Source organism: Photobacterium sp. 2_MG-2023 (assembly GCF_030547675.1).
Taxonomy (GTDB): domain Bacteria; phylum Pseudomonadota; class Gammaproteobacteria; order Enterobacterales; family Vibrionaceae; genus Photobacterium; species Photobacterium arenosum.
Genome location: NZ_JAUOQQ010000023.1, coordinates 1 through 11928, shown reverse-complemented (window position 1 = coordinate 11928; position 11928 = coordinate 1). Strand labels below are relative to the sequence as shown.

Below are 11928 nucleotides of genomic sequence, written 5' to 3'. Positions count from 1 at the left end.
CCGGAGAGGTTGTCCGTCATGGCTGGCTGTGGAACAGTGCAGCCAGGCGGGCAACCCGCGGTTCGATGTCTGCGGGAGCCACATTGCCAAAGCCGAGCACTGCTCCGTGCCAGTCTCTGGCCTGGTGCTGCGGGTGTTCGTAATAACTCAGCGGTCGCAGCACTATGCTGGCGGCCGCTGCTTGCTCCGCCCAGTCATGCTCATTGATCCCGCCCTGCCACCTGAGCGTAATGTGCAGTCCGGCAGGCTGGCTGATCACTTCAACCTGATCCCCGAAAAATCGGCTGATGGCATCCAACATCAAGCGATGCTTTTCTTTGTACAGCCGACGCATTTTTCGGATATGGCGCAGCAGATCTCCTTCCTGAATGAAATCGGCCAGTGCAGCCTGAGTGTGCGCCTGGGTGTCGCCGGTCAGGGCATCTTTGATCATCAGACAAGGTGATACCAGCGAGGGCGGCACCACCAGATAACCCAGCCGCAGGCTGTTGAACATCACCTTACTGAATGAGCCGGCATAGAGTATCTGATCATCACAGCCCATCTGGCCGGCCAGCCCCTGCAGACTGGTATAAGGGCGGTGGGCAAACTGAAATTCACTGTCGTAGTCATCTTCGATGATCCAGCGCTTGCCCTGTACAGCCCACTCAATCAGCTTCAGTCTTTGTTCTGTGTTCAGAGTCGTGCCCATCGGGTACTGATTACTGGGGGTTAAGTAGAGTGCCTCTGACTCACAGGCCAGCACGGATTCTACATCCAGCCCCTGATATGCCCGCACAGGAAGCGGTTGTAAGTGATAACCCTGCCAGTCGATGATCTTGCGCATCTGGGTGTAGCCCGGCTGCTCCATCAGTATCCGATCACCCCGGTTGAGTGTCGCCAGCAAGGCAAGAGACAGCGCCTGCTGTGCTCCGCTGGTAATGATGATTCGATCGGGATCACAATGAACCGAGCGACTGGAAGCCAGATAGTCAGACAGCGCCTGTCGCAGTACGGGTAACCCTTGCAAATCCTGGTTACCCATCAGTGATTGCCGACCAGCGTGGCGCTGCAATAAGGTTTGCCATTTGGCCGCCGGAAATGCATCCAGATCCGGCACACCGGGCGCAAAAGGCGCATTCAGATGAAAGGTCTGCGCGGTGGCTGGCGGCTTGCTTTCGACTCGTGGTGATTGCGCCGTCAGATAGTGTTCCGGCAGCTCAACAGAGACATAAAATCCCGAGCCCAACCGGCTTTCGATATAGCCTTCCGCGACCAGTTGCTCATAAGCCGCCGTGACGGTATTGCGGCTCAGGGATAATTCATCAGCCAGTTTGCGCGTTGACGGTAATTTCCCGCCCATTGGCCACAAATTACCGACAATCTTTTCACGGATCGCGTGAAAAAGCCGATCCTGGCGCGTACCCGAACCACCAGTGATCGAAAGATCGCCGGTTTCTATGAGTGTGGGAGTAATGTGAGGCATAACTGGTACTGTCATTTGGTTAAAACTGGCTCTGAAAATCATACCGGTTTGCCGGTATCTTTTCATGATTATTTGAGTTGCAGTGGAATCAGGGACAGTTATGTTATCGACCAGCAAGAGAACCGACATTAAGAAAGGAGCCCACAAGGCGGTGTTTGAACAGGAAGCCTTGTATCAGATCATCGATGAAAGCCTGGTGGCGCATGTGGCGATTCAGGAAGCACAGGGGCCAGTGGTGATCCCTATGCTGGCGTGGCGGGTGGGGGATTTTGTCTATATTCATGGCGCCAACAACAGCCGTTTGCTGCGCAAGCTCAGGCAGGAGGTGCAAACCTGTTTAACCTTCACCCTGTTTGATGGCTGGGTGCTGGCGCGGTCGGCGTTTAATCACAGCGCCCATTACCGCTCGGCTGTGGTGTTCGGCCAGTTTGAGGTGATTGAGGATAACGCTGAAAAAGACAGGGTGCTGAACCATTTTGTTGAGCAGATCGCCCCCGGACGGACGCAGGACATCCGGCTGAGTAATAGCAAGGAACTGGCAGCGACGACTGTGCTGCGGATGCCGCTTAACGAGGCCTCGGTGAAAATCAGCAATAAAGAAGTGGGCGACGATCCGGCGGATCTGGATTTGCCGGTCTGGGCGGGTTTTATCCCGTATCGTACTGTGGTTGGCCCGCTCAAAGCGACGGCGGGTTTGCACGAAGCGATCCCGACGCCGGATTACCGCGCGGCCTACGGGAAGCGCTGGGAAAATTAAGCTAAGCCGCCCTCGCAGCGAGAGGGCGGCTTTGATTACTCTTTCGCCTGTTGCTGATCGTCGTTTTCCTCTTCTTCCATGTTCCACGGCAGGATGCCGGGCGACACATGCAAGAAGTGCAGGTAGTTTTCGAACTGATCCAGAATGTCGGAAATAATGTCCTGCTGCTCATAGCCGTAAACATCGTAGGCCCGGCCACCGCGGCGCAGGAAGACTTCCGCCCGGTAATAATGCTCCGGATCTTCCGGGTTATGATCAGTTTCAGGGAAGGCAAAATCAGGCATAAGGTAGCCCCGCAGTCTGACTTCGTACAGAAATTCCAGTTTGCCTTCCTGATAGACCTCGAATTTGGCTCTGCCTTGCTCTTCATCGTAAATCACTTCGGCCACCCAGCCCTGCTGCTCAAGCTCCTGCTCTACTTTCTCCATGCTTGGGTAGACTGTCTTCTGAATAAAGCCTGAGACTTCTTGGCGTCCGGGGAAATCGACAATATTGGCCAGACGTTTTTTCCAGTATCCCGGTCCGGTTTTCCCGCCACTCTGTCGCGATCGGGATTGCACGTGCTGCTCCAGACTCTGGCTGTGGTGGCTTTCAATCACCAGCGCCCGCCACATGCCAACTGCCGCGATCAGCATAATGATTGCAAAGGGCAGCGCACTGACAATCGATGCCGTTTGCAGAGCACCAAGGCCGCCGGCCAGCAGCAGTACAGCGGCGACCAGCCCTTCCATCGAAGCCCAGAATACCCGTTGCCAGGCCGGTGTATGGGCAACGCCGCCAGAGGCCAGCGAGTCGATAACCAGCGAGCCGGAGTCTGACGAGGTGACGAAGAAAGTGATGATCAGCAGGACAGTAATAAAGGACACAATCGAAGTCAGTGGTAGCTGTTCCAGCAATTTAAACAGCGCAATGGCCTGATCAGCCTGCACGTCTTCAATTAGCTGGGTGTAGCCATCGACCATGATCATATGAAGCGCGGTATCGCCGAATACCGAGAACCATAGAAAAGTGAAAATGGTCGGGACAACCATCACCCCGACCACGAACTGGCGAATGGTGCGGCCGCGGCTGATTTTCGCCACGAACAGGCCGACGAAAGGCGCCCAGGCAATAGTCCAGCCGAAGATAAATAATGTCCAGTTACCAATCCAGTCGCTGGCGGTATAAGCCTGTAAATTAAATGTACGCTCGACAATATTACTCAGGTAACTGCCGGTGTTTTGCATGAAAGTATTGAGGATGAAGATGGTAGGTCCGACGGCAAACACAAACAACATTAACGATATTGCCAGTACCATATTCAGGATCGACAGGCGCTTAACCCCTTTGTCCATGCCGGCGACCACAGAGAAAATCGCCAGTGCGGTGATCACCACAATCGCAATGATTTGAACTGTGGTATTCACAGGTATCGATGGCCAGAGATAATTCAGCCCGGCATTGATCTGTGCCACCGACAAGCCCAGTGTGGTCGCAATCCCGAACAGGGTGCCGAGGATGGCAAAGATATCCACGGTATGGCCAATCGGGCCGTGGATTTTTTCGCCGATGAGCGGATACAGCGTCGAACGCATCGATAGCGGCAGGCCATGACGAAAGGCGAAATAGGCCAGTGTCAGCCCGACCAGGCCGTAAATGGCCCAGATGTGAAACCCCCAGTGGAAAAAGGCAATTTGCATTGCCTGCCTGGCGGCATCCACTGTCATGGCCGGACCATCAGGCGGCGAGGCATAGTGCAGCACAGGCTCGGCGACGCCAAAGAACAGCAGGGCAATCCCGTAACCGGCCGAGAACAGCATGGCAAACCAGGCCGGAAAACTGTATTCCGGCTCGGCGTGGTCCGGACCGAGCTTGATCTCTCCCCATTTGGTCAGTGCGACGGCGACGACAAAAAACAGAAAGATGGCGACGGACAGCATATAGAACCAGCCAAAGCTCTGGGTAACGTAACTGAGGGTTTCCGAGAAAACTTTTCCGGCCAGAGTCGGATTACTGATGGTGCCTATCACCATGAGTAAAATGACCGCCACGGCGGGGATAAAGACGGGGATCAGGATTGTTGAACTGCGCTGCGTTTTTTCTTCTGACGGCTTATCTGCTGACATAGTCTCGCTCCAGGATTCAAACCTTGCTCAAGTATGGCATACGCATCGGATAGCTTCTGCGTGATTTAGGTGGCGCAAGTACCCAACAAATCACAGGCACTTGCTGTCATCGCTATTTTCGGTTTACAAGATGAAAGCCCAGACTTGGTTGAATCCGGCCAAGTATATAAGCCAGTTTGGACAGGCCAATCCGGATTTCATGGCGGTTTTGCTGCACTCCTTTGATGATTGCATGTACCACGCTTCTCGGCGTCACGGCCCGGATAGTGGCAGGCAAACCTTGTTGATGAAAGGGAGTGTCAACCAGTGGAGGCAGAACTTCTACCACCTGAAGATCATGCTCTTTCATTTGCTCGCGCAGACTCTGAGTGAAACTGTGCAGCCCTGCCTTGGCGGCACAGTAGTAGGGACTGGCTGCTTTGGGGTTATAAACCAGTCCGGTTGTGACATTGATGATGAAGGCATCGGGTCGCGTCAGCAGCCGAGGCAGGGCATGCAGGGTCATGCCGATATGCGCTTCCAGGTTATGACGCAGCTCCAGTTCGTAGTCTTCACAGTCTTCATCGTCTGACTGGACAGGCAGTCGTGCAGCCAGCTTGTGCGGACGGCTCCATCCTGCATTGTTAATCAACACATCAAAATGAGGATAGTGATCGTCCAGCCAGCGAAACAGTGCATTCCTTTCACTTTTCTCAGCAATATCCAGGCTGAAAGTCACGACTCCCCGGGCTTCCAAGCGGGCCAGTTTTTCTTTATCCCGGCCTAACACTATCACAGTATTGTCCGGTTGCAGCCGCTTGACCAGTTCTAGCCCTATGCCTGAGCTGCCCCCTGAAATGACGATTGTTTTTCCGGCGAGTTTCTGCGGTTTCATATGTCCTCCTGATGCCGTGAAATGGCGGTGATGTGAGTTCTGGAACACCTTAAAGCCAGCAGGCAGCAAACACTTTAACAAAGGTTAAAATGGCACAGATTGATAGGGGACTGTTTCAGCATTGATAACGATTGAGATTGATCCTGAGCAAAATCAATGACGGTGTGATTTTTGGCGCTGATACGTATTCTGAACACCCAACCGGGCACGAATGCGTGAAAGAGAGACTTCAGAGATGCCCAGATAAGATGCGATATGGTAATTGGGCAGGGTCTGATTCAGGACTGGGTATTGTTCGCAAAACTGCAGATAAAGCTCCGTCGGCGACATCAGTAGTAAATCGGCTTCGCGCGTTTCTTTTTTCAGCGCCAGCCGGGTCAGCAGCGCCTGACTGACCGATTGCCAAACAGGCAGAGCAGCGCAGAGTTGCTGGAAATCAGCATAGGGTAGGGATAAACACAGTGTTGCTTGCAAAGCTTCGCAACCAAAGCGGGCCGGTTGTCCGCTATGCATGGAGGACAGGCTGGAGGCGACTTCTGCAATCTGAAGGAAGGACTTATTGCGCCGTGTACCGTCTGGTTTGATGTAATAATGGCAAGCTAATCCCTCACAGATAAACCGTATTTCACTGGTGCTCTCTCCCGGCATAAAGATAGATTCACCCGCCCGATAATGAGTCAAACGTCCGTGATTCACAAATTGTTGCCAGTTCTCCCTGTCGATCTGGACCAGCAGACTGAGCTTTTCGTGTAAGAGGGCTGTTTGATCGCAGTGGGTCATGGTTTACCTGCCTTTATGCTGTTGAATCAATGATAGCGATATTCAGTTTTTGTGTCGTAGCTGAGATTCACTGTTCTCGTTATCAGGGGGCTAAGTCCCCGATTTAACTTGCCTCCGAAATTATCCGCCTTATATGAATAGGGTGTTTTACCTATTTTGGCTCATGAAGAGTGTACCGGATGCAAGAAAACAATATCGCGAACAATGATTTTTTATGGTCTAAGATCAAAAGCTTACTGGGAATGACTATTGCAACTATAGGTTGCTTTTTCTTTTGCCTGCAGGCATACCAGAACTTTTTAGCCTCCTTTCAATATACGTCAACCAGCACCAGCTACACCTATATTGCTATCTCCATCGGCTCGGGCCTGATCGCTATTCCCTTCTTTCTGGGCGCAGTGAAATCTTTGCTCAATTTTCTGGGTAAGCGATAACAAAGGTTTGTGAATCACCGCTAAACGCTGTTCCCAGTTCGTTCAGATCATGGCGGACTGGGATTTTTGAACTCTTGTCTTTTATCTGTCATCCAGTGTGTAACGACAGCGGCTTTTTCGTCTAACCCTCAAATAAACAACACACTTCTCACTCGCCAAGCACAAAAACGTCATCATGATGTGTAATACATCCGCTCACCCAGCCGGGCAGGCTTAAAGCCCGTATTGACCCCAAATCGCGTTCAACCTCTTGCTATGGCACATGTTCAATAATGTGTTCAAAGTATGCTCACACCACATACCTTTCACAAATGGGACATAACACAAGTTTTGAATAAATTTGTTGTCGTTATTTTATGTGTTTATGTCATTCCTTATCTACGCTTTCAATGCTCGTTTCAAATGTTCACATTTTTGTCATAACGCTGTGTAACGGCGCATAAGAACACAACAAAAGATGGAAAGATGATTATGGATAAAAAGCACTTGGCAATTGCAGTGGCAGCTGCATTTTATGGATCTCAGGCAGTCGCGGTTGAGTTATACAACGAAGGTGATACTACGCTCTCCATAGGTGGTCATGTTTCTGTGGGTCTTGGCGGCTCTGAAGAGGGCGAAACGGAAGTGAAGCAAGTGTCGCCGCGTATCAACATTAATGCGGCACAAGATATCGGGAACGGTTTTACCGCCGATGCAAAAGGCGAATGGGCGCTGAACTATCTGGAAGGCGGCGAAGAGACGTTCTCCACCCGTCTGGGTTACATTGGTGTCTCACACAATGCTTATGGCCGCGGCGTGGTGGGCACGCAATGGTCACCTTACTATGATGGTGCAGGGATCGCCGATTTGCCTATCGCGTTTGCGAACGACTTCCTGTATGACGATCAAGGCCCGCTGGGTACGGCACGTGCCGAGCGTATGATCTCCTACCGCAATAGCCTCAGCTTAAATGATGCCGGCGATCTGTTGTTTGGTCTGGGCTGGCAGGGGGCAACAACGGGTGAGGAATTGGCAGGTACGGCAGCAGACTATGATGACCGCTTCCAGATTGCACTGAACTACTCGATCATGGGCTTCGGCCTGAACTATGCCTTCAACACCGGTGATGTTCAGATACCAAATACAACATTTGATGAAACCGCGCTTTCACACATGTTCAGTGCCAATTACGGCACCTATGGTGACGGCCTGTACGTGGCGGTTGTGTATGCGATGAACGAATACATGAACCAGTCCATGGGCCAAATACTGGAAGAGTCAGTGGCGATTGAAGGCCTGCTGGCCTACGCCCTGCCAAGCAGCCTGAACCTGAGCGTGAACTACGAATCTGTTGAAGATGACAAGAACAGCAACACCATCTTCAGCCAGATGGCGCTGCAGGCGGAATATAACTTCACACCAACTTTTGTCGGCTTCGGTGGTTACCAGTTTGATCTGGGTAACGATATCGATAAGCCGGAAGATGACATGTGGATTATCGGTATGCGTTACTACCTGTAATCAATACCGAAATACCATTCAATATGGCGCTGCGGGGGTAACCTGCAGCGCTTTTTTCCTCATGTAGTTTGCTGCCTGAATGTCCGCTTCTCGCTGAATGGGGCATTGTCTAATTTTTGCTGAACGACCAGAAAGATAAACCCTCTACACTTGTTCAGATGAACCAGCCATTGGTGCGATGCTGTGTCTGCGTTCGTTTGATCTGAAAGGGGACGTCCCTATGAATAGCGCAAGAAAGAGTATTCTGGCGGTTATTTTTTCTGTGTCTGTTTTCAGCCTCACCTATGGACTCAGTGCGCCGTTGATCACGCTGCAACTGGCCGATATGGCATACGGTGAGTCGACGATTGGCCTGAACGCTGCGATGCATGCTCTGGGCGTGTTTGCCATTGCGCCATTTCTGCCAAAGTTGTTTCGGCAATTCACACCGCTGACGCTGATGTGTACATCCTTGGTGGCGATTGCTGTGTTATTTCTGTTGTTTCCTTATACCCCTGTCCCCGTGTGGTTTGTACTGCGGTTTGGCTTAGGTGTGTTTACGGAAATCATTATGGTGCTGACTGAAACCTGGCTCAATGATTCGACGGTGGAACAGGCGCGCGGGAAAACCATGGCGCTGTATACCGCCGGTATGTCGTTGGGATTTGCATCCGGGCCACTGATCCTCGCGCTGATGGGGAGCGATAATGCATTCCCATTCATCGCTGGGGCCGCGATTTCCCTGTTGGCGGTGGCATTGATAGTGAAAGCCGGTATGGTCCGTCAGCCCGGCGAGCATGTGACGCCAACCGGATACCGGCAAAGTCTCCAACTGGCATTTCTGGCCATTGTTGCGACGGCACTCAATGCTGCGATTGAAGTGGCCGGCATGAACTTTCTGTCTTTATATGCCATGAACCTGGGATGGGTTGAATCACAGGCCACCTTGTTGATCTCGGTGCTGATGTTTGGCGCGATTGTTTTGCAACTGCCGCTGGGCTGGCTGGCAGATAAAATGGATCGGCGTCTTCTGATGACAATACTGGCGACGATCTCCGCGCTCGGCGCTTTGATCTGGCCGTTTCTACTGCCAATCCCCTGGCTTGCCTATTGCCTGCTGTTTGTCTGGGGAGGTGTTTTTGTCGGAATTTACACGGTGGCGATTACCTGGGTTGGCTCGCAATTTCGCGGGGCACAACTGGCGGGGATATATGCGGCGATGTCGGTTGCCTGGGGAACCGGGGCGCTGTTTGGCCCATTGCTGGGCGGGCTTGCGATGGATCTGACCACGCATGGTCTGCCTTATCTGACAGCAATTCTTTGTGCTTTGTTTGCCATCCTTTCTTTGAGAAAAACCGCTGCTGCGCTGATACGCGAGCAGGATTAAGATGCGAAAAACGATCAGATATTGTCTGATGACGTCAGTATTGCTGTTGCCTGATTCTGGCAGAGAAGTCAGAAGTGATACGGTCTGATGTGTTACGAAGCAGCAGACTTTGCTGTTTCAGTTCCGGAAATGGCAGACGGGTGTCGAGCAATCCCAACCGGTAACAGTATTGATCAGCGTAGCCACTGAGCAGGATCCGCCAGTTATATTGCACTCGGGGCGAAACCGCCTGACCATGACGCAGAATATTGGTGGTGCAGTTATTCAGTAAGGTGTTATACCACTCCGGATGCGCATTCACTTTTTCAATCCGCATCAGATAATCCCGCAATAGTTTCTGGCATTGGTCCTGCGTCAGGATCAGCGGATAGAGCCAGACGCGCTCTTTGCGGATATCGGTCCGCACGCCGATCAGATCCCGTTCATCGGCAACTACATAGATCACCGGGTAGTTGCGCAGAAATCCGCCAAAGGCTGTCCAGGTTTGATTTTCCCGTCGGCGAGTTTCGATGGAGACGGCCAGCCAGTCGTTGCTGCAAAAACCGAAACTCAGAAAGACATGGGCAATGGCTGGGCTGCTCCAGCAGGAAAGGACCAGATTCACACCGTTTACATCGCTGATGCGAAACGTTTGATCGTACCAATCCGGCAAAGGATCCTCTTCACTGCGATAGCGGAAATTGCGAATGTTATTGATCCGGACATGATCCTTGTCCAGCCATTCAATCCCTGCCAACCGGGAATATTCCGGTAGCCATGGCTGGGGTTGACTCAGGTTAGGCATCAGGAGGCCTCATCATGACGCCTGCGGCGTAGCCAGGACAGCTGCACAGGATGCACAATCGCATGCAGCGCGCGGGCATAATCCAGCGCTAATCCGGGGGTCCAGGCCATGGTCATGGCGCGTTTGCGGAGCTGAGATGCGATCCAGAGTTCGGGGATCAAGAACAGACGAAGAAAACTCAGCCATCCGCCACGGTGTGCAAATACGCCATCCAGAGCGGCCTCAAGCGCGTAAGCAACACTGCTGGAGCAGTTTCGCCAGGTCAGATTGTATATTTCAACCTGACGATAACTGGCCCAGTAACGTCTGAGCGCTGCCGGATTAAAGTCGTGAAAAACCACTTTTCGGTCAGACTCACACCAGGCTGCGGCTTCGCTGACATAGTTTTTCTGAAAATCTCCGGCGACATTGTTGTCCTGAATGGCTTTTAAAGTATTGAAAAACTCTGAAGGAGAGCGGTCAATATCCTCTGCTGGGTAGAGGCTGATGTAGAGATCCGGGTGCATCTCCAATGCCGCATGGCCGGTTGAGATCACCCCATTGGTATCAACGGCTGCAATATAGCGGTTAAACACGGGGCGGGGGATTGGCGTGTTGTCGGCAGAACCTTCCGGTGTCCAGACATGCACAATCAGTGGTGATGAATCCTGGGGTGGTTCTGGTATTTGCTCTGTGCGCGTCTGATCGGCTGGTGGGAGTAACCCGCCGGGAGCGAGCAGATGAAAAATTGAGTCTCCCTCACGGATCCTGCGGGCACGTAATGCCAGCCTCAGACAATGAATGCCGCTGAGGATCATGATCATTCCAATGAACTGCGAGACAATGCCCTGATGATGTGTCGGATACGGAATGATCAGATAAATGCCGAACAGAAATCGGCAAAAGCCGCCCAAACAGGCTGTCGGCCAGTGCTGGTAACGCACGACCCAGGCCGCAGCCATGACAAACAGGCCGGTGATCAGAAAGGCGAATCCGAACACCACGGCAAGAAGCAGATTACTGCTTTCCCGCCCGGACAGAATCAGCAGAGCGACGAAGCAGAAGATGCCCCCTTTAAAATAGAGAACGGCTTTTTGTGCGCCTACGCCACTGGGGGCGAGCATCAGGGTGATCAGACTTTCAGCCAGCAGCAGACTGCCGAAGATGTGCAGCGGAAAATAGCGTTCTCCCTGCAAGCCGTCGATAAACATCGAGATACCTATGCCGCCCCAAAATACGCCAATGAAACCCAGCCAGGGCGCATTTCGTCTGACAAATCCGGTGCCCGTTAATAACAGTGCCAACTGCAACATTGTCAGCCTCCCCGCGAATGGTGAAAGGAAAGAACGCTGTGCGGATTTTCTTCCAGATAACCGACCACAGCGATCCCACCCGGCCCGCTGAGTCCGATGAGTTTGCTTTCCTGCAATTGGAGGTGATGATGCGTTTGTCCGTTCAGCTGGAACTGAAATGTCTCCTTAACCACCTCCCCGCGTTGCACGGCCTGCCAGCGTGCCTGCATGTCTGAACGAATGTCAGGTGCAAGCAGCGCCAGAAACTGATCGACTGAGTGAATGTGGGCCAGCATCTGGCTGAGGGAGGTATTAAGGTGGTGGTCCCAGGTCAGGCGGCCTGTGCCGGGTTCTAGGTAGTAGGTCGCTTTACCCTTGCCTGGCTCCAGGCGGCGTTGCCACTGCCCGGCTGAGGCTTTTTGCCTGAGTACATAAATGAAGCTGAGTAACAAAGCTGTGCCCGAAAGGTAGCACTGTGCCAACAGCAACGGCTCGCCCGGGTGTAATCCTGGGATAAAAAAAGGTTCATCTCGGATCTCCGGGGAAGACTGATCGTATTTTCAGAAAGAAATAACCAGTATCTCGATAGCCA

Annotated in this window: 11 protein-coding genes; 4 read left to right on the top strand and 7 right to left on the bottom strand. The window is 52.4% G+C overall.

Features of this window, described 5'->3' with window-relative positions; translation table 11 throughout:
- Positions 1 to 16 precede the first annotated feature (16 nt).
- Complete coding sequence (locus tag Q4491_RS16610; RefSeq protein WP_303459089.1) at positions 17 to 1465, bottom strand: PLP-dependent aminotransferase family protein; 1449 nt, start codon at positions 1463 to 1465, stop codon at positions 17 to 19.
- Between the two features lie 100 nt (positions 1466 to 1565).
- Between Q4491_RS16610 and Q4491_RS16605 the strand changes: the two genes are divergently transcribed.
- Positions 1566 to 2222: a pyridoxamine 5'-phosphate oxidase family protein gene (locus tag Q4491_RS16605; protein WP_303459086.1), complete on the top strand. Its 657-nt coding sequence runs from the start codon at positions 1566 to 1568 to the stop codon at positions 2220 to 2222.
- Between the two features lie 35 nt (positions 2223 to 2257).
- Here the strand turns inward: Q4491_RS16605 and Q4491_RS16600 are convergent, their stop codons facing one another.
- The 3 genes from Q4491_RS16600 to Q4491_RS16590 all read right to left on the bottom strand — a co-directional run bounded on the left by Q4491_RS16600 (position 2258) and on the right by Q4491_RS16590 (position 5981).
- Complete coding sequence (locus tag Q4491_RS16600) at positions 2258 to 4327, bottom strand: BCCT family transporter (protein WP_303459084.1); 2070 nt, start codon at positions 4325 to 4327, stop codon at positions 2258 to 2260.
- A gap of 112 nt (positions 4328 to 4439) precedes the next feature.
- On the bottom strand, positions 4440 to 5201 hold the full coding sequence (locus tag Q4491_RS16595) for an SDR family oxidoreductase (protein ID WP_303459081.1): 762 nt from the start codon (positions 5199 to 5201) through the stop codon (positions 4440 to 4442).
- Between the two features lie 153 nt (positions 5202 to 5354).
- Positions 5355 to 5981: a Crp/Fnr family transcriptional regulator gene (locus Q4491_RS16590; RefSeq protein ID WP_303459078.1), complete on the bottom strand. Its 627-nt coding sequence runs from the start codon at positions 5979 to 5981 to the stop codon at positions 5355 to 5357.
- 179 nt (positions 5982 to 6160) lie between these two features.
- Between Q4491_RS16590 and Q4491_RS16585 the strand changes: the two genes are divergently transcribed.
- The 3 genes from Q4491_RS16585 (at position 6161) to Q4491_RS16575 (ending at position 9281) form a co-directional block, all read left to right on the top strand.
- The gene (locus Q4491_RS16585; RefSeq protein WP_303459075.1) at positions 6161 to 6415 is read left to right on the top strand and encodes a hypothetical protein; all 255 of its coding nucleotides are present in this window, start codon (positions 6161 to 6163) and stop codon (positions 6413 to 6415) included.
- 471 nt (positions 6416 to 6886) lie between these two features.
- Positions 6887 to 7915, top strand: coding sequence for a porin (locus Q4491_RS16580; protein ID WP_303459073.1), 1029 nt, complete (start codon positions 6887 to 6889; stop codon positions 7913 to 7915).
- Between the two features lie 220 nt (positions 7916 to 8135).
- Complete coding sequence (locus tag Q4491_RS16575) at positions 8136 to 9281, top strand: MFS transporter (RefSeq protein WP_303459070.1); 1146 nt, start codon at positions 8136 to 8138, stop codon at positions 9279 to 9281.
- A 34-nt stretch (positions 9282 to 9315) separates the two neighbouring features.
- On the opposite strand, the gene Q4491_RS16570 is transcribed toward Q4491_RS16575, so the two are convergent.
- From Q4491_RS16570 to Q4491_RS16560, 3 genes are read right to left on the bottom strand one after another with little or no spacing between them, the layout of a single operon-like run.
- Positions 9316 to 10065: a DUF4105 domain-containing protein gene (locus tag Q4491_RS16570; protein WP_303459067.1), complete on the bottom strand. Its 750-nt coding sequence runs from the start codon at positions 10063 to 10065 to the stop codon at positions 9316 to 9318.
- Entirely contained in the window at positions 10065 to 11357 is a 1293-nt protein-coding gene (locus tag Q4491_RS16565; RefSeq protein ID WP_303459064.1) for an MFS transporter, read from the bottom strand. The genes Q4491_RS16570 and Q4491_RS16565 overlap by 1 nt, the downstream gene beginning before the upstream one ends.
- Before the next feature lie 2 nt (positions 11358 to 11359).
- Positions 11360 to 11788, bottom strand: a complete 429-nt coding sequence (locus tag Q4491_RS16560; protein WP_303459062.1) for a hypothetical protein — start codon at positions 11786 to 11788, stop codon at positions 11360 to 11362.
- Positions 11789 to 11928 lie beyond the last annotated feature (140 nt).

Coding starts and splice junctions, on each gene's coding strand:
- Q4491_RS16585 (WP_303459075.1), top strand. CDS start 6,161: ATGCAAGAAAACAATATCGCGAACAATGATTTTTTATGGTCTAAGATC.
- Q4491_RS16610 (WP_303459089.1), bottom strand. CDS start 1,465: ATGCCTCACATTACTCCCACACTCATAGAAACCGGCGATCTTTCGATC.
- Q4491_RS16590 (WP_303459078.1), bottom strand. CDS start 5,981: ATGACCCACTGCGATCAAACAGCCCTCTTACACGAAAAGCTCAGTCTG.
- Q4491_RS16605 (WP_303459086.1), top strand. CDS start 1,566: ATGTTATCGACCAGCAAGAGAACCGACATTAAGAAAGGAGCCCACAAG.
- Q4491_RS16575 (WP_303459070.1), top strand. CDS start 8,136: ATGAATAGCGCAAGAAAGAGTATTCTGGCGGTTATTTTTTCTGTGTCT.
- Q4491_RS16600 (WP_303459084.1), bottom strand. CDS start 4,327: ATGTCAGCAGATAAGCCGTCAGAAGAAAAAACGCAGCGCAGTTCAACA.
- Q4491_RS16565 (WP_303459064.1), bottom strand. CDS start 11,357: ATGTTGCAGTTGGCACTGTTATTAACGGGCACCGGATTTGTCAGACGA.
- Q4491_RS16580 (WP_303459073.1), top strand. CDS start 6,887: ATGGATAAAAAGCACTTGGCAATTGCAGTGGCAGCTGCATTTTATGGA.
- Q4491_RS16595 (WP_303459081.1), bottom strand. CDS start 5,201: ATGAAACCGCAGAAACTCGCCGGAAAAACAATCGTCATTTCAGGGGGC.
- Q4491_RS16570 (WP_303459067.1), bottom strand. CDS start 10,065: ATGCCTAACCTGAGTCAACCCCAGCCATGGCTACCGGAATATTCCCGG.